The 15,983-nt window shown below is 70.4% G+C and carries 16 protein-coding genes, 1 pseudogene and 1 riboswitch; of the genes and pseudogenes, 13 read left to right on the top strand and 4 right to left on the bottom strand.

The window, feature by feature from the left end; all coding sequences use genetic code 11:
- The first annotated feature begins 18 nt into the window (after window positions 1-18).
- Window positions 19-1,281 carry a L,D-transpeptidase gene (locus ACZ6I3_RS02770; RefSeq protein WP_469411044.1) on the top strand — a complete coding sequence of 421 codons (1,263 nt, stop codon included), beginning with the start codon at window positions 19-21 and terminating at the stop codon, window positions 1,279-1,281.
- Between the two features lie 76 nt (window positions 1,282-1,357).
- Here ACZ6I3_RS02770 and ACZ6I3_RS02775 read toward each other — a convergent pair whose 3' ends face one another.
- Complete coding sequence (locus ACZ6I3_RS02775; RefSeq protein ID WP_469411045.1) at window positions 1,358-1,759, bottom strand: response regulator; 402 nt, start codon at window positions 1,757-1,759, stop codon at window positions 1,358-1,360.
- A 145-nt stretch (window positions 1,760-1,904) separates the two neighbouring features.
- Between ACZ6I3_RS02775 and ctaE the strand changes: the two genes are divergently transcribed.
- The 6 genes from ctaE to ACZ6I3_RS02805 all read left to right on the top strand — a co-directional run bounded on the left by ctaE (window position 1,905) and on the right by ACZ6I3_RS02805 (window position 8,986).
- Complete coding sequence (gene ctaE / locus ACZ6I3_RS02780) at window positions 1,905-2,525, top strand: aa3-type cytochrome oxidase subunit III (protein WP_328338040.1); 621 nt, start codon at window positions 1,905-1,907, stop codon at window positions 2,523-2,525.
- An 80-nt stretch (window positions 2,526-2,605) separates the two neighbouring features.
- Window positions 2,606-3,418, top strand: a complete 813-nt coding sequence (gene qcrC / locus ACZ6I3_RS02785; RefSeq protein ID WP_469411047.1) for a cytochrome bc1 complex diheme cytochrome c subunit — start codon at window positions 2,606-2,608, stop codon at window positions 3,416-3,418.
- Entirely contained in the window at window positions 3,415-4,485 is a 1,071-nt protein-coding gene (qcrA, locus tag ACZ6I3_RS02790) for a cytochrome bc1 complex Rieske iron-sulfur subunit (RefSeq protein ID WP_399020797.1), read from the top strand. Before qcrC ends, qcrA begins: the two co-directional genes overlap by 4 nt.
- Window positions 4,482-6,104 (top strand): cytochrome bc1 complex cytochrome b subunit, encoded by a 1,623-nt coding sequence (gene qcrB, locus ACZ6I3_RS02795; RefSeq protein ID WP_469411049.1) that lies wholly within the window; start codon window positions 4,482-4,484, stop codon window positions 6,102-6,104. The genes qcrA and qcrB overlap by 4 nt, the downstream gene beginning before the upstream one ends.
- A gap of 125 nt (window positions 6,105-6,229) precedes the next feature.
- Window positions 6,230-7,294, top strand: a complete 1,065-nt coding sequence (trpD, locus tag ACZ6I3_RS02800) for an anthranilate phosphoribosyltransferase (protein ID WP_469411050.1) — start codon at window positions 6,230-6,232, stop codon at window positions 7,292-7,294.
- Window positions 7,295-7,368: 74 nt separating this feature from the next.
- Window positions 7,369-7,485, top strand: a riboswitch (SAM riboswitch).
- Between the two features lie 133 nt (window positions 7,486-7,618).
- On the top strand, window positions 7,619-8,986 hold the full coding sequence (locus ACZ6I3_RS02805; RefSeq protein WP_469411052.1) for an aminotransferase class V-fold PLP-dependent enzyme: 1,368 nt from the start codon (window positions 7,619-7,621) through the stop codon (window positions 8,984-8,986).
- Here ACZ6I3_RS02805 and ACZ6I3_RS02810 read toward each other — a convergent pair.
- Window positions 8,941-9,204 (bottom strand): annotated as a pseudogene (locus ACZ6I3_RS02810) (glycerate kinase); the annotation flags it as partial. The gene ACZ6I3_RS02805 and the pseudogene ACZ6I3_RS02810 overlap by 46 nt on opposite strands.
- Here ACZ6I3_RS02810 and ACZ6I3_RS02815 point away from each other — a divergent pair.
- The gene (locus ACZ6I3_RS02815) at window positions 9,173-9,382 is read left to right on the top strand and encodes a hypothetical protein (RefSeq protein ID WP_469411054.1); all 210 of its coding nucleotides are present in this window, start codon (window positions 9,173-9,175) and stop codon (window positions 9,380-9,382) included. The pseudogene ACZ6I3_RS02810 and the gene ACZ6I3_RS02815 sit on opposite strands and share 32 nt — an antisense overlap.
- A gap of 37 nt (window positions 9,383-9,419) precedes the next feature.
- Here the strand turns inward: ACZ6I3_RS02815 and ACZ6I3_RS02820 are convergent, their stop codons facing one another.
- Both ACZ6I3_RS02820 and ACZ6I3_RS02825 read right to left on the bottom strand, forming a co-directional pair.
- Window positions 9,420-9,701: an Lrp/AsnC family transcriptional regulator gene (locus ACZ6I3_RS02820; protein ID WP_468193596.1), complete on the bottom strand. Its 282-nt coding sequence runs from the start codon at window positions 9,699-9,701 to the stop codon at window positions 9,420-9,422.
- Complete coding sequence (locus ACZ6I3_RS02825) at window positions 9,698-10,450, bottom strand: rhomboid family intramembrane serine protease (protein WP_469411056.1); 753 nt, start codon at window positions 10,448-10,450, stop codon at window positions 9,698-9,700. The genes ACZ6I3_RS02820 and ACZ6I3_RS02825 overlap by 4 nt, the downstream gene beginning before the upstream one ends.
- A gap of 159 nt (window positions 10,451-10,609) precedes the next feature.
- Between ACZ6I3_RS02825 and ACZ6I3_RS02830 the strand changes: the two genes are divergently transcribed.
- The 5 genes from ACZ6I3_RS02830 to ACZ6I3_RS02850 all read left to right on the top strand — a co-directional run bounded on the left by ACZ6I3_RS02830 (window position 10,610) and on the right by ACZ6I3_RS02850 (window position 15,953).
- Window positions 10,610-10,849, top strand: coding sequence for a hypothetical protein (locus tag ACZ6I3_RS02830; protein ID WP_184596435.1), 240 nt, complete (start codon window positions 10,610-10,612; stop codon window positions 10,847-10,849).
- A gap of 36 nt (window positions 10,850-10,885) precedes the next feature.
- Window positions 10,886-12,235, top strand: coding sequence for an NYN domain-containing protein (locus tag ACZ6I3_RS02835; RefSeq protein ID WP_469411058.1), 1,350 nt, complete (start codon window positions 10,886-10,888; stop codon window positions 12,233-12,235).
- A gap of 247 nt (window positions 12,236-12,482) precedes the next feature.
- The gene (locus ACZ6I3_RS02840) at window positions 12,483-13,523 is read left to right on the top strand and encodes a C40 family peptidase (protein ID WP_469411060.1); all 1,041 of its coding nucleotides are present in this window, start codon (window positions 12,483-12,485) and stop codon (window positions 13,521-13,523) included.
- A 198-nt stretch (window positions 13,524-13,721) separates the two neighbouring features.
- On the top strand, window positions 13,722-14,735 hold the full coding sequence (locus ACZ6I3_RS02845; protein WP_469411063.1) for a C40 family peptidase: 1,014 nt from the start codon (window positions 13,722-13,724) through the stop codon (window positions 14,733-14,735).
- 33 nt (window positions 14,736-14,768) lie between these two features.
- Window positions 14,769-15,953 carry a hypothetical protein gene (locus ACZ6I3_RS02850; protein WP_469411065.1) on the top strand — a complete coding sequence of 395 codons (1,185 nt, stop codon included), beginning with the start codon at window positions 14,769-14,771 and terminating at the stop codon, window positions 15,951-15,953.
- The last annotated feature ends 30 nt before the right edge of the window (window positions 15,954-15,983 follow it).

Here is a 15,983-nt window from a genome sequence, read left to right on the forward strand (position 1 = left end):
CCTTCCTAGCGTGAGGTCATGAGCCACACAGCGATATCCCGGCCCCGCACCGTCGTCAGTTGCACGCTGCTGGTGATAGCCCTCAGCGCGGGCGTCATCACCGCCTGCGGCTCGGACGGCAACCCCCTCGCCCACCGCCCCTACGACGCGGCGGACCAGATCTCCTTCAACGGCCCCTCCGAGGGCCGCGAGAAGGCCGACCCGGACAAGCCCCTGGAAGTGGTCGCCGAGGACTCCGACGGGCGCATCACGGACGTCACGGCCTACGACGCCGCCGGACGCCACCTGGCGGGCGAACTCGCCGCCGACGGCAGCCGCTGGCACAGCACCGCACCGCTCGCCGCCAACGCCGGCTACACCGTCCGGGTGAGCACCGAGGACGAGGACGGGGCGCCCGGCCGCAAGGTCCTCACCTTCGACACCGGCAAGCCCACCACCAAGAAGCGCCTGGACGTCGCCTTCGGCCCCAAGGCGGGCACCTACGGCGTCGGCCAGCCCGTCACCGCCGAGCTGAGCCGGCCCGTCAAGGACCCGGCCCAGCGGGCCGTCGTCGAACGCGCGCTCAAGGTCTCCTCCATGCCCGCGGTGGACGGCGCCTGGCACTGGGTGGACGACAAGAAGCTCCACTACCGCCCCAAGGACTACTGGCCCGCCCAGGCCACCGTCCAGGTCCGCAGCAACCTGGAGGGCATCAAGATCGGCGACCGCCTCTGGGGCGGCGGCAAGGCCAAGCCGCTGACGATCAGCACCGCCGACAAGCTCATAGCCGTCACGGACGCCTCGGCCCACCAGATGACGGTCTACAAGAACGACGACATCATCCGCCAGATACCGGTGACCACGGGTATGCCGGGCTACGACACCCGCAACGGCGTCAAGGTCGTCCTGGCCAAGGAAGGCACCGTCCGCATGACCAGCGCCAGCATCGGCGCCTCGGACTTCTACGACCTGATCGTCCACCACTCCGTCCGCGTCACCAACAGCGGCGAGTACGTCCACGCCGCCCCCTGGTCGGTCGGCTCCCAGGGAGCCGCCAACGTCAGCCACGGCTGCACGGGCATGAGCACCGAGAACGCCGCGTGGTTCTACGACACCGTACGCGAGGGCGACATCGTCAAGGTCATCAACTCCGGCGGCGACACCATGGCCCCCTTCGGCAACGGCTTCGGCGACTGGAACCTCGACTGGCAGAAGTGGCGCACAGGCAGCGCCCTCCTGGGCGGCACCCCGGACGGCCCCTCGGCGGCAGACAGCGCCCGCCTACGCCCCCAGAGCGTCTGACCTGAAGGGGCGCGGGGAACTGCGCGACAAGCCACAGACAACCCGCACCCGCCACACAACCGGTCGAACCGAGCCCCTAGGCGTTCAAAGCCGCCTTGTCCCGCAACAGGGAAGCCAGGGCCGCGGCGAACTCCACCGGCTCCACCGGCAAGGTCACCGCCGACTCCGCACGACTCCACGTCGCCAGCCACGCATCCTGCGGCCGCCCGATCAGCAGCAGCACCGGCGGGCAGTCGAACACCTCGTCCTTGATCTGCCGGCAGAGCCCCATGCCCCCCATCGGCACGGCCTCACCGTCCAGCACACAGACATCGATCCCGCCCCGGTCCAGCTCCTTGAGCACCGCGGCCGGAGTAGCGCACTCCAGAAACTCCACCACGGGGACGTCCGGCGCCGGCCGCCGTCCCGTGGCGAGCCGCACCTGCTCGCGGGTGTTGGAGTCGTCGCTGTAGACCAGCACCGTGGCGGTCGGCTGCATTGTTCCTCCGTGACGTCAGCGTCGTAAGGACAGGCCCGATGGGCGGGATGCTACTCCCTTGAAACCCACGTCAACACCGGTACGACAGGCAGAGACACTCCGAACGGTACCCCCCGGAGTGAGGGCGGGATAAGCGACCGACATAATGTCGGTCGTGGCGACAGCAACGACAGCAGAAACCGGGCACGCGCACCCGTCGGTCAACCGGCCGAACCTCACCAGCGTCGGAACCATCATCTGGTTGAGTTCCGAGCTGATGTTCTTCGCGGCCCTCTTCGCGATGTACTTCACCCTGCGATCGGTGACGGGTCCCGATCACTGGAAGGAGATGGCCGGCCATCTCAACTTCCCGTTCTCGGCGGCGAACACCACCATCCTGGTGCTCTCCTCGCTCACCTGCCAGCTCGGCGTCTTCGCCGCCGAGCGAGGTGACGTGAAGAAGCTCCGGATGTGGTTCATCGTCACGTTCGTGATGGGTGCGATCTTCATCGGCGGCCAGGTCCTCGAATACACGGAGCTGGTCAAGGAAGCGGGCCTGTCCCTCTCCTCCGACCCCTACGGCTCGGTGTTCTACCTGACCACCGGCTTCCACGGCCTGCACGTGACGGGCGGTCTCATCGCCTTCCTGCTGGTCCTGGGCCGGACCTACGCGGCCAGCCGGTTCACCCACGAGCAGGCGACCGCCGCGATCGTCGTGTCCTACTACTGGCACTTCGTCGATGTCGTCTGGATCGGCCTCTTCGCGACGATCTACATGATCAAGTAGCAGGCCCGCATCCACGCGTGCTCGACGAAGCGCGCATCCCAGAAGCATCGACGCAGAAGATCCTGACACCGGGGTAATCCGTGAAAAAGCTCTCCGCACGACGACGCCACCCGCTGGCGGCGCTCGTCGTCCTACTCCTCGCGCTGGCATGCACCGGGGGGCTGTATGCCGTGTTCGCACCGACGAGCCCGGCGAAGGCCGACGAAACCGCCCAGTCCCTCACCATCGAGGAGGGCAAGAAGCTCTACGCCGTCGGCTGCGCCAGTTGCCACGGCACCGGCGGTCAGGGCACCTCCGACGGGCCGAGCCTGGTGGGTGTGGGCGCCGCGGCCGTCGACTTCCAGGTGGGCACCGGTCGCATGCCGGCCGCCACCTCGCAGGGCCCGCAGGTCCCGGCGAAGAAGAACATCTACTCGCAGGCCGAGATCGACCAGCTCGCGGCGTACATCGCCTCGCTGGGCGCCGGTCCGTCCGTCCCGACGGAGGAGCAGTACGGCCCCGAGGGCGCCGACATCGCCAAGGGCGGTGAGCTGTTCCGCACCAACTGCGCGCAGTGCCACAACTTCACCGGCAAGGGCGGTGCGCTGACGCACGGCAAGTACGCGCCGACCCTCGAGGGCGTCTCCGCGAAGCACCTCTACGAGGCCATGCAGACCGGCCCGCAGAACATGCCGTCCTTCCCCGACACCACGCTGTCGGAGAAGAACAAGAAGGACATCATCGCTTACCTCGACGCGGTCAACAGCGACAAGACCGAGAGCCCCGGCGGCCTCGAGCTCGGCGGCCTCGGGCCGGTCAGCGAGGGCCTGTTCGGCTGGATCTTCGGTCTCGGCGGACTGATCGCCGTCGCCGTGTGGGTCGCCGCCCGGACCGCAAAGGCCAAGAAGTCATGAGTAGCCAAGACATTCCAGAAGAGAACCTGCCCGCCGAGCACGCGGGACGTGACGAGCACGGGCACGACGCGGTGAGCGTCCCGGACGACAAGCACCCGTTCGCCGACCCGGGCCTGCCTCCCCACGAGCACCGGGTCCAGGACGTCGACGAGCGGGCCGCCAAGCGGTCCGAGCGTACGGTCGCCCTGCTGTTCACGGTGTCGATGCTGGCCACCGTCGCCTTCATCGCCGCGTTCGTGGCGATCCCGGTCGACAAGTCGGTCTTCATCTTCCCGCTGGGTCACATCAGCGCCCTGAACTTCGCGCTGGGCATGACGCTCGGCATCGCGCTGTTCTGCATCGGCGCGGGCGCCGTCCACTGGGCGCGCACCCTGATGTCCGACGTGGAGGTCGCCGACGAGCGGCACGCGATCGCGGCGACGCCCGAGGTCCGCGAGAAGGTCTTCGCGGACTTCAAGCAGGGCGCCAAGGAGTCCGCGCTCGGCCGCCGCAAGCTGATCCGCAACACCATGCTCGGCGCGCTCACGCTGGTGCCGCTCTCCGGAGTCGTGCTGCTGCGCGACCTCGGGCCGCTGCCCGGCACCAAGCTCCGCCACACGCTGTGGTCCAAGGGCAAGCTGCTCGTCAACATGAACACGGACGAGCCGCTGCGTCCCTCGGACGTCGCGGTCGGTTCGCTGACCTTCGCCAAGCCCGAGGGCCTGGAGGAGCACGACCACGACTTCCAGAACGAGATCGCCAAGGCCGCCCTGATGATCGTCCGGATCCAGCCGGAGAACATCAAGGACAAGCGCGAGCTCGAGTGGTCGCACGAGGGCATCGTCGCGTACTCGAAGATCTGCACCCACGTCGGTTGCCCGATCTCCCTGTACGAGCAGCAGACGCACCACGTGCTCTGCCCCTGCCACCAGTCCACCTTCGACCTCTCCGACGGTGCCCGAGTGATCTTCGGTCCGGCCGGTCACGCCCTGCCGCAGCTCCGCATCGGCGTGAACGACGAGGGCTATCTCGAGGCGCTCGGCGACTTCGACGAGCCCGTCGGCCCTGCTTTCTGGGAGCGCGGATGAGCACTGCACAAGAACGCCGCAAGGCGCCCGCCGGTGAGCGGGTCGCCGACTGGGCCGACGGCCGCCTCGGGATCTACTCCCTGGCCAAGGCCAACATGCGCAAGATCTTCCCGGACCACTGGTCCTTCATGCTGGGCGAGATCTGCCTCTACAGCTTCATCATCATCATCCTCACGGGTGTGTACCTGACGCTGTTCTTCCACCCGTCGATGAACGAGGTGGAGTACCACGGCAGTTACGTCCCGCTCCAGGGGCAGCTGATGTCGGAGGCGTTCGCCTCCACCCTGGACATCAGCTTCGACGTCCGCGGCGGTCTGCTGATCCGGCAGATCCACCACTGGGCGGCGATCATCTTCCTCGCCGGCATGTTCGTGCACATGATGCGCGTCTTCTTCACCGGCGCGTTCCGCAAGCCGCGCGAGATCAACTGGATGTTCGGCTTCCTGCTGTTCGTCCTGGGCATGTTCACCGGCTTCACCGGCTACTCGCTCCCGGACGACCTGCTCTCCGGAACCGGTGTCCGCTTCACACAGGGCGCGATCCTGTCCGTGCCGATCGTGGGCACGTACATCTCGATGTTCCTGTTCGGCGGGGAGTTCCCGGGTACCGACTTCGTCGCCCGGTTCTACTCGATCCACATCCTGCTGCTGCCGGGCATCATGCTCGGGCTCGTGGTCGGCCACCTGATCCTGGTCTTCTACCACAAGCACACCCAGTTCGCGGGTCCCGGCCGGACCAACAAGAACGTCGTCGGCATGCCGCTGCTGCCGGTCTACATGGCCAAGGCCGGAGGCTTCTTCTTCCTGGTCTTCGGTGTCATCGCGGCCCTCGCCGGCATCGCGACGATCAACCCGATCTGGGTCCTGGGCCCCTACCGTCCCGACCAGGTGTCGACCGGTGCCCAGCCCGACTGGTACATGGGCTTCGCCGAGGGTCTGATCCGCGCGATGCCGGGCTGGGAGGTCAACTTCTGGGGCCACACGCTCGTCCTGGGCGTGTTCATCCCGCTGGTGCTCTTCGGTGTCTTCCTCGGGATCATCGCCCTCTACCCGTTCATCGAGTCGTGGGTCACCGGGGACAAGCGCGAGCACCACATCCTGGACCGGCCGCGCAACGCCCCGACCCGCACCGGTGTCGGTGTCGCGTGGGTCACCGGCTACATCATCATGCTGATCGGCGGTGGCAACGACATCGTCGCCACGCACTTCCATCTGTCGATCAACGCGGTCACCTGGTTCGTCCGGATCGGGTTCTTCCTGGGACCGGTCCTCGCGTTCATCGTCACCAAGCGCATCTGCCTCGGCCTGCAGCGCCGGGACAAGGAGAAGGTGCTGCACGGCCGCGAGTCGGGCATCATCAAGCGCCTGCCGCACGGTGAGTTCATCGAGGTGCACGAGCCGCTCAGCCAGGAGCAGATGTACACGCTCACCGCGCACGAGCAGTACCAGCCGGCCGAGATCGGTCCGACGACCGACGAGAACGGTGTCGAGCGCAAGGTGAAGGGCTCCGAGAAGCTGCGCGCCAAGCTCAGCGACTCCTACTTCGGTGAGGGCGCCCAGATCCCCAAGCCCACCGCCGAGGAGTACCGGGAGATCACGAGCGGCCACGGCCACCACTGATCGCTGTTTCGCCACGCCACAGAAGGGCCTCGTCCGGTGTTCGGACGGGGCCCTTCGTGGTGCCCGGGGCTGGATAGGGTGGGACCACTGCTTTTACGTGACGTACGAGGACCCAGGAGCGGCTGATGAGCGCTGTGACCCCCGCTGGAGGCGACACCGCGGCGGGCCGCTCCTGGCCCGCCCTGCTGAACGGCCTGCTGGACGGCAGGCACCTGAGCGCGGACGACACCGCCTGGGCGATGGACCTGATCATGCGCGGCGAGGCGACCGAGGCGCAGATCGCGGGCTTCGTGGTGGCCCTGCGGGCCAAGGGCGAGACCGTCGAGGAGATCAACGGCCTCGTCCGGACGATGTACGCGCACGCCAACGTGATCGAGGTACCCGGGGCGACGGTCGACATCGTCGGCACGGGCGGTGACGGCGCCAAGACGGTCAACATCTCCACGATGTCCTCGATCGTCGTCGCCGGCACGGGCGCCAAGGTCGTCAAGCACGGCAACCGGGCCGCGTCCTCGGCGTCCGGGGCCTCCGACGTGCTGGAGAAGCTCGGGGTCAATCTGGAGCTGCCGCTGCACCGGGTCGCAGAGGTCGCCGAGGAGGCCGGGATCACCTTCTGCTTCGCGGTGAAGTTCCACCCGGCCCTGCGCCACGCGGGCGCGGCACGCGGCCAGCTGGGCATCCGTACGGTGTTCAACGCGCTCGGCCCGCTGACCAACCCGGCCCGGGTGCGGTCCCAGGCCGTCGGTGTGGCGGACCCGCGCATGGCGCCGATCGTCGCGGGCGTCTTCGCCGAGCGCGGCAACTCGTCCCTGGTCTTCCGGGGCGACGACGGCCTGGACGAGCTGACCACCACGGCCACCTCCCGGGTGTGGATCGTCCGGGACGGCACGGTCACCGAGGAGCCCTTCGACCCGCGTGACGTGGGCCTCGAACTGGTCCCCGTGGAGGCCCTGCGCGGCGCGGACGCCTCCTACAACGCGGAGGTCGCGCGACGGCTGCTGGAGGGAGAGACCGGGCCGGTGCGGGACGCCGTGGTGCTGAACTCGGCGGCGGCGCTGGTGGCCCTGGAGCCGACGGCGGCGCCCCTGGCCGACCAGGTCCGTGCCGGGATGGCGAAAGCGGCGGAGTCGATCGACTCGGGGGCGGCGAAGCGGACCCTGGAGCGCTGGGTGGCCGCGAGCAACGCGTAGCTGATCCCCTACGGCGTCCCGCGATCCGGACTCGGGTTGCGGGACGCCGATCTTTTCCCGTACGTTCCTGATCAGGTCATGAGTGACAGTCATGAGGCCCCGGCCGACTGTCCGGCAACCCTCCGTCCGTGGCGGGGTGCCCCGGGTGAAGACCAGGCCGCAGGCAGCGAGGTCTGTGGCAAGCGCGTGACGAGGAGCTTCTCGTGAACCAGCGAATGCGATAGGGCCGCAGAGCCCCGCCTCCGCACCCCCTTCTTCCTTCACCCCCGCTTGAGCCGTACGTGCTCGCGGGCGGATTCCACCTGCCTTCACGGGAGTTCCGCCATGTCTGTCTCCACCGCTGCCGCCGCCCCGTCCGTTTGTGCCTCGCTGCCCGTTCTCGGCCGGGATGTCACCGTCCCGCTCGTGACCGGCGGCGAGGTCACCTACGCCGCGCTCGACTACGCCGCCAGCGCCCCGGCGCTCCAGCGTGTCTGGGACGACGTCGCCGCCTACGCGCCGTACTACGGCAGCGTCCACCGCGGTGCCGGGTACCTGTCCCAGCTGTCGACCGACCTCTTCGAGAACGCCCGGCGGACCGTCGCGGAGTTCCTCGGCTGCCGGGAGGGCGACCAGGTGGTGTTCACCCGGTCCACCACCGACTCCCTGAACCTCCTCGCCGCCGCGCTCCCGGACGGCTGCCAGGTCTTCGTCTTCGAGACCGAGCACCACGCCTCCCTGCTGCCGTGGCGGAACGCCCACGTCACCTACCTGGACGCCCCGAGCAGCCCGCGGCAGGCCGTCGAGATCCTGGAGCGCGCCCTCGCCGACCGCGACCCGCACGGGCCTGCCCTCGTCTGCGTCACCGGCGCCTCGAACGTCACCGGCGAGCTGTGGCCCGTACGGGAGCTGGCGGCGGCCGCGCACGCCCATGGCGCCCGGATCGTGCTGGACGCCGCCCAGCTGGCCCCGCACCACCCGGTGTCCGTCGCGGACCTCGACGTCGACTGGGTCGCCTTCTCCGGGCACAAGCTGTACGCGCCCTTCGGCTCCGGCGTCCTGGCCGGCCGGGCCGACTGGCTGCGTGCGGCGGACCCCTACCTCGCGGGCGGCGGTGCCTCGCGGAAGGTGGCGCGGCGTACGGACGGCGGCGTCGACGTGGAGTGGCACGAGAGTGCCGCCCGGCACGAGGCCGGCTCCCCGAACGTCATCGGCGCCTACTCCATCGCCTCCGCCTGCGCGGCGCTCACCGAGGCCGGGTTCGACAACCTGGTCGCGCGCGAGCAGTACCTGATCGAGAAGGTGCGTACCGGTCTCGCCGAGGTGCCGGAGGTCCGGATCCTCTCCCTCTTCGGCGACGATGCCCCGCGCGTCGGCGTCATCTCCTTCGTCGTCGAGGGCTGGAACAGCTCCCACTTCGCCGCCGCCCTCTCCGCCGAGTACGGCATCGGGGTGCGGGACGGGCTGTTCTGCGCGCACCCGCTCCTGCGGACCCTGCTGGGCAGCGACCCGCAGACCCAGGGCGAGTGCGGCGCACCGGAGGCGGCTCCCGGCGAGAAGTCCCTCAACGCCATCCGGGTGAGTTTCGGCGCGGGCACGCCCGACGAGCACGTCGAGCGGTTCGTCGGCGCGGTCAAGGAGCTGGTCCAGGACGGTGCGCGGTGGAACTACCGCACGGAGGACGGCCGTTGCGTCCCGGACACCTCCGCGTGAGCCGGTAGCCGGGCGCCCGGCAGGATCATCCGCAGGGCGCGTTCGGTCGCGTCCGTGAGGAGTTCGGAGGCCCGCGCCAGGGCCTCCGCCAGGGCCAGGACAGGGCGGCCGTGGGGCTTGGCCCGGCGGGCCACCTCGGCCGGGACCTTGCCGCGCGGTGTCTGGTGGTCCAGGGCGCCCTCGGCGGTGACGACCAGGTCGGCGCGGGCCGGCCGGGCGCGCCAACGCGGCTCCTCCGTACGGCAGTTCCCGGCCCTCCTCGTCCGCGTCGGGGTACTGCCGTTCCAGGAACACCGTCAGCAGCTGGTTCGCGTCGGTGAACGGGTGGCCATGGTCACCGAGGCGAGCGCGACCGCCATCACGAGCAGCAGCCAGAGCACGATGAACCCCGGATGAAGAGCTCTTCATCCGGAGCCCGGCGAGCCGGCCCGCTCTAGTTGTCCAGCCCGATCGAGAACGCGGCCTCCAGGTCGTGCTGCGAGTACGTACGGAACGCCACGTGCGTGTCCGTGCCCTCGACGCCGGGGATCTTGCTGATCCGGCCGGGGATGACCTCGGCGAGGTCCTCGTGCTGCTTCACCCGGACCATCGCGATGAGGTCGTAGGTACCGGTGACGGAGAAGACCTCGCTGACGCTCTCCAGCGCCGCGATCGACTCCGCGATCTCGGGGATCCGGTCCACGCTGGTCTTGATGAGGACGATCGCGGTGATCACGGCTGGTTCTCTCCCTCGGGGGCCGGAGCTGGGGCGGTCTTCACTCTAGTGGGGCCGGTGGGACGGCCGTAGCGGACCGAGGCGTAGCAGAAGCCCAGACCGAAGCCGATCAGGTGGGCGAGGTAGGCCACCCCGGGCCCGTCCGAGGCCCGTCCCGCGGCCAGCCACTGCAGTGCCGCCCAGAACGGCAGCACGACCCAGGCCGGGAAGCGCACCGGCAGGAAGAAGAGGAACGGCAGGAGACTGGTCACCCGGGCACGGGGAAACAGGTACAGGAACGCGCCGAGGACCGCCGAGATCGCCCCGGAGGCCCCGACCAGGGGCTGCTCGGAGTCCGCGTTGGCGACGGCGTACCCGAGCAGGGCCAGGTAGCCGCAGCCGAGGTAGAACAGGGTGAACTGCACCCGCCCCATCCGTTCCTCGGTCATCGCCCCGAAGACGTAGAGGAAGAGCATGTTGCCGAGCAGGTGCACCCAGGTGCCGTGGACGAAGAGCGCTGTCGCCGGGGTGAGGGCCGACCCGGGGGATCCTTCGAACAGTTCTGCGGGAATCACGCCCCAGTGCCGGAAGTAGGCCCGCTGCGCGGCGAGCAGATCGTCGCCCGAGCCGTACGCCGGACCGATGCCCGAGGCGGGTCCGGCCAGGAAGACCGTGCAGCACAGGGCGATCAGTGCGTACGTCACCGGCGCCGACGAGCCCCTGATCGATCCGCTCACCCGGCCGATCGACGCGCTCCACTTGCTGATCATGGCTACAGAGCATGACGTAACCGGACGCAACCGCACAGACCGCCTCGCCGCCGTGGACACGCAGGCGACGAGGACCTTGCAGGCCGTAGGGTTACGAGCCACACGCACCGGGGAAGCCGGTGGCGTCACGGACACTAGAAGGAAAGAGAACAGGCCACGATGACGGTTCCCCTGCCGACCGCCGAGACGCGGTGGCGCTGCACCCTCTGCGGCAACCTCACGCGCTTCGACGTGACCCGCTCGTCGAAGGTCGTCGAGTACGTCCACCTCGACCTTGCCGGAGAGGCGAAGGTCGAGGAGCGCGAGGTGCTCAGTGAGACCATCGAGTCGGTGCGCTGCCGCTGGTGCAACGCGGTGGACCAGGTGGAACTCGTGGACAGGCCGGGCGCCGGCTCCTGAGGGGAGCGGGCCCGCACAGGCATTGGGGTGTGACGGATGGTGGAGACCACAGGCGGGGGGCCGGGCGACGGCGCCGCCGAGGTGCTCGACCGTCCGCTGCCCGACGGCGTGCGCCGCAAGGTCGTGCAGATCGTCTCCGACGGCTTCGGAGCGCTGACGGTCGGCGAGCTGCCCGCACAGCTCAGGCAGTACGCCCGGTTCGCCCCGAACCGCAGGGCCAAGTTCGCCGGCAGCGCCATGGCCTCGGCGCTGGAGACCGACCCGCTCTTCCGGCAGCGCATCGGGGAGAAGCTCAGAGAGGCCCAGCCGGAACTGGCCGGCGCCCTCGACTCAGGCTCCCCGCCCCCGGCCGCGGACCCGCTCGACGTGGCGGCCGCGGCCTACGTACTGCGGCCGACCGACTGGGTGAAGCTGGTGACCGCCGCCGGCGAGGAGGCCCAGCGGGCCGACGCCGAGCGCGCCGAGGAGGAGAGCCGGGCCGAGCTGGAGCGGCTGCGCGACGAGCTGGCCCGGGCCCGTGACCACACCCGGGCCGAGACCGAGCGGCTGCGCACGGAGCTGGATTCGGCCAAGAGGGAGTCCGAGTCGCTGCACCGCAAGCTCCGGGCCGCCCTGAGTGACGTCAAGCGCGGCGAGGCCGCCCTGCGCAAGGCGCACGGCGAGATGGAGGCCCTGCGTGCCGAGGGGCACGCCCAGGTGTCCGCCGCCGAGAGCGAGACCCGGCGGCTCAAGGCCCGGCTGGGGGAGACCGAGGCGGCCCTGGAGGCCACGCGCCGGGCGGCCCGCGAAGGCCGCAGCGTCGAGGACATGCGGGTGCGGCTGCTGCTGGACACCCTGCTGGACGCCACCCAGGGTCTCCGGCGCGAACTGGCCCTGCCGCCGGTGTCGGTGCGACCCGCCGAGACCGTGGACGCCGTCGAGCCGGGCCGGATGACCCCGAAGGACATCGCCGCCCGCGCGCTCTCCGACGACGACCCGCAGGTCCTCGACCAGCTGCTGGCGCTGCCGCAGGCCCATCTGGTCGTCGACGGCTACAACGTCACCAAGACCGGCTATCCGCAGATGCCGCTGGAGAAGCAGCGCCTCAGGCTGCTGGGGCAGCTCTCGCAACTGGCGGCGCAGAGCGGTGCCGAGGTGACATGCGTCTTCGACGGCGCCGAACTGGCCGCGCCGGTCCTGCTGGCGCCGCCGCGCGGGGTTCGGGTGCTGTTCTCGAAGCCGGGCGTCACCGCCGACGAGCTCATCCGTCAACTCGTGCGCGCCGAACCACCCGGAAGGCCGGTCATCGTCGCGTCCACCGACCGTGAGGTCGCCGACGGGGTGGCCCGGGCCGGCGCCCGGCCCGTGGCCTCGGCGATGCTCCTCAAGCGGCTTTCGCGCGCCTAGGCGCCGTACGGGCGATGCGTAACGTCCGCGCGTGATGCCCGAATTGATGAGACCTGTGGGCCACGTTAAGTCAAGTGAGTCTCACCGCCTGTGAGTCCAGGGGAAAAGTTGGCTCACTGTGACGCAATTTTTCATCTGAGGATTTGAACTGATCACAGGAAGGTCACTAGGGTCGGGCTCCGAAACCTCCGCTCGGGTGATCACTCATCGGGAGAGACGGCGGAGGGGGCAGAAGGAGCTTTCACCCGTGGCGTCCCACCGTCGTCCCAAGCAGCCGAGCCGCGCACGTGTGACCGTGCTGACCACCGCCGCCGCCGCTGCCGTCGCCTTCAGCTCGCAGGCCGCCAACGCGGCCCCCAGTGAGAAGCCGAGCAAGGACGAGGTCAAGACCAAGGTCGACAAGCTCTACGAAGAGGCGGAGCAGGCCACCGAGAAGTACAACGGGGCCAAGGAGAAGCAGGAGAAGCTCCAGAAGGAGATCTCCACCATCCAGGACAACGTCGCCCGCGGCCAGGAGGAGCTCAACGAGCTGCGCGACAGCCTGGGCCTCGCGGCCGCGTCGCAGTACCGCACCGGCTCGATCGACCCCTCGGTCCAGCTCTTCCTCTCCTCGAACCCGGACGACTACCTCGAGAAGGCCTCCACGCTCGACCAGCTGAGCAGCCAGCAGGTCGAGGCGCTGAAGAAGGTCCAGGAGAAGCAGCGCGAACTCGCCCAGGAGCGCGCCGAGGCCTCCGAGAAGCTCAAGGACCTCGCCTCCACCCGCACCGAACTGGGCAAGAAGAAGAAGGAAGTCCAGGGCAAGCTCGGCTCCGCGCAGAAGCTGCTCAACAGCCTCACCGCCGCCGAGAAGCAGGCGCTCGCCGCCGAGCAGGACCGCGCCAGCCGGGACAGCCAGCGCGACGCCCTCACCGACAACGTCCCGCCGGGCTCCGGCCGGGCCGCCGCGGCCTTCGCCTTCGCCCAGAGCCAGCTCGGCAAGCCCTACGTCTACGGCGCCACCGGCACGAGCTCCTACGACTGCTCCGGCCTCACCTCCCGGGCCTACGCGGCCGCCGGCATGCAGATCCCGCGTACCTCCGAGGCGCAGGCCCAGACCGGCACCAGGATCTCCTCGGTCAGCCAGCTCAAGGTCGGCGACCTGGTCTTCTTCTTCAACGACCTGCACCACGTCGGCCTCTACGCCGGCAACGGGCAGATCATCCACGCCCCGCGCACCGGCACGGTCGTCCGCTACGAGTCGATGGACACCATCGGCGGCCCCTTCATGTTCGGCGTCCGCGTCTGACCTCTTCACGATCGGCCCCCCGTGTCCGCCATTCGGGGGAATCACGTAAGCCTCGAGTAAGCCCACGCCCCGCCGGTGACCTGCGTCAGCGGCGGGGCGTCGTGCCGCGTACCCACGGATGGTCGTTGGCTGCCCCCCGTCCCGGGGCTACTGTCTGCCGCGTTTCCATGTCCGCCAGCGGAAGGAGTGCGGCTTCCCGTGGGGTCCCATCGCCGACTTGCACCGTCCGGGTTCGACCGGGGCGCCGGTGCCGCGGTCGGCTTCCTGTCCGTCGCGGCCACCGCCCTGTGCGCGGTACCGGCCGCGTCCGCACCGCACGACGACACCCGGGCCGAGGTGGACCGCCTCTACGAGCAGGCCGAGAAGGCCACCGAGGCCTACAACAAGGCCGACGAGCGCGCCGACGAGCAGCGCGAGGAGGCCGGTACCGCCCGGGACCGGATCGCCCGGCAGCAGCAGCGCATCAACTCCATGCGGGAGTCGCTCGGTTCGCTCGCCGGCGCCCAGTACCGCTCGGGCGGCCTCGACCCGTCCCTCGCCCTGCTGTTCTCCGACGACCCGGAGGACTACCTCGACCGGGCCGCCCGGCTGGACCGCCTCACCGCCCATCAGGCCGGTGAGCTGAAGGACCTCCAGGACGCCATGCGCGAACTCGCCCAGGACCGCGAGGAGGCCGCCGGGAAGCTCCGCGAACTGGAGAAGAGCCGCAGGACGGTCGCCGTCCACAAGAAGTCCGTCGAGCGGAAGCTCGCCACGGCCCGGCGGCTGCTCAACTCCCTGCCGGAGGCCGAGCGCGCCGCCTACGACCGGGCCTCCCGCTCCGGCCGGGGAGACCTGCCCTACCTCGGGAACGCCACCCCCGCCTCGGGACGCGGGGCCGCCGCCGTCGCAGCCGCCCGCAGCGTGGTCGGCAGGCCCTACGTCTGGGGCGCCAACGGCCCCTCCGGCTTCGACTGTTCGGGCCTGACGCAGTGGTCGTACGCGCAGGCCGGGGTGTCCCTGCCGCGCACCTCGCAGGCCCAGCGGTACGCCGGCCGGCAGGTCCCGCTGTCCGAGGCGCGCCCCGGTGACCTGGTCGTCTACCGGGACGACGCCAGCCATGTCGGGATGTACATGGGCAACGGCCAGGTCATCCACGCGCCCTACCCCGGCGCACCCGTGCGCTACGACCCGGTCGGGATGATGCCCGTCTCCTCGGTCACCAGGGTCTGACCGGCGCGGCCCGGCGCCCGTACGATCGGGAACGTGGCAGGTCGAAGGTCGGGGTCCGCGGTGGTGGCGCTCGTCGTGCTGCTCGTCGTCCTGGTCGGGTGCGGTGGGCGGTCCGCCGCCGACAGCGCCACGGCCGACGTCCAGCGGCTCCTGGACCGGCGGGCCGCCGCCGTCCTCCACCGCGACGAGCGGGCCTGGGAACGGACGGGCACGGGGGTGGATTTCGCCCGGCTGCGCGCGGTGCCGCTGGCCGACTGGTCGTACCGGGTGACCGACGTGCGCCGCACCGGCGACACCGCCACCGCCGACGCCGAACTGCGCTACCGCGTCGCCGGGTACGACCGGGCGCCGGTGACCGCGGGCCGCACCCTGCGGCTGAGCCGGGACGCGGACGGGCGATGGTCCGTCGAAGCGGACCGGCCCGCGAAGAAGTCCGCGCAGCAACTGTGGGACCAAGGCGCGGTGCAGGCCGTCCGGGGCGACCGCAGCCTCGTCCTCGGCGTCGGGCAGTCCGGCCGGTCGCTGCGCGACTTCGCGGACCTGGCCGACCGTGCGGTGCCCGCCGTGTCCGAGGTGTGGGGCACGGACTGGTCCCGGCAGGTCGTCGTGCTCGTGCCGAAGTCACTGGAGGGGATGGCGGGGCTGCTCGGCTCGCCCGCCTCCTCCTACCGGGGGATCGCGGCGGTCACCACCGGAGAGACGGGCGCTCCGGCCCGGGCACCGGCGGACCGGATCATCGTCAACCCGGACGCCTTCACCCTCCTCGGCGGCCTCGGCGAGCAGGTCGTCGTCACCCACGAGACCACCCATGTCGCCACCCGCGCCCACACCGGCGCCGCCACCCCCCTCTGGCTCTCCGAGGGGTACGCCGACTGGATCGGCTACCGCGCCACCGGCCGCGTCCCCTCCGAGGCCGCGCCGGAACTGTCCCGGGCGGTGAGCCAGGGGCAGCTTCCGCAGGCGCTGCCGGAGGACAAGGACTTCGGCTTCACCGGCGACGCGAGCCGCCTGGCCCGGGCCTACGAGAGCGGCTGGACGGCGTGCCGGCTGATCGCCGACCGCTGGGGCGAGTCCCGGCTGGGCGAGTTCTACCGGGCCGTCGGGGAGCACCGGAAGCGGGCCGGGGCGGTGGCGGGGGCGATGCGGGAGGTGCTGGGGACGACGCCGGAGGAGTTCACGGGGCTGTGGCAGGAGTATCTGCGAGCTCAGCTGGGCTGATCGGGCTGTGGCCGGGTGGGGCGGTTCCGC

The organism is Streptomyces sp. NPDC041940, assembly GCF_055589465.1.

What these genes read in the sequence shown, in the direction of transcription:
- ACZ6I3_RS02770 (WP_469411044.1), top strand. Translation starts at nt 19, where the DNA reads ATGAGCCACACAGCGATATCCCGGCCCCGCACCGTCGTCAGTTGCACG.
- ACZ6I3_RS02775 (WP_469411045.1), bottom strand. Translation starts at nt 1,759, where the DNA reads ATGCAGCCGACCGCCACGGTGCTGGTCTACAGCGACGACTCCAACACC.
- ctaE (WP_328338040.1), top strand. Translation starts at nt 1,905, where the DNA reads ATGTCGGTCGTGGCGACAGCAACGACAGCAGAAACCGGGCACGCGCAC.
- qcrA (WP_399020797.1), top strand. Translation starts at nt 3,415, where the DNA reads ATGAGTAGCCAAGACATTCCAGAAGAGAACCTGCCCGCCGAGCACGCG.
- qcrB (WP_469411049.1), top strand. Translation starts at nt 4,482, where the DNA reads ATGAGCACTGCACAAGAACGCCGCAAGGCGCCCGCCGGTGAGCGGGTC.
- trpD (WP_469411050.1), top strand. Translation starts at nt 6,230, where the DNA reads ATGAGCGCTGTGACCCCCGCTGGAGGCGACACCGCGGCGGGCCGCTCC.
- ACZ6I3_RS02805 (WP_469411052.1), top strand. Translation starts at nt 7,619, where the DNA reads ATGTCTGTCTCCACCGCTGCCGCCGCCCCGTCCGTTTGTGCCTCGCTG.
- ACZ6I3_RS02825 (WP_469411056.1), bottom strand. Translation starts at nt 10,450, where the DNA reads ATGATCAGCAAGTGGAGCGCGTCGATCGGCCGGGTGAGCGGATCGATC.
- ACZ6I3_RS02830 (WP_184596435.1), top strand. Translation starts at nt 10,610, where the DNA reads ATGACGGTTCCCCTGCCGACCGCCGAGACGCGGTGGCGCTGCACCCTC.
- ACZ6I3_RS02835 (WP_469411058.1), top strand. Translation starts at nt 10,886, where the DNA reads ATGGTGGAGACCACAGGCGGGGGGCCGGGCGACGGCGCCGCCGAGGTG.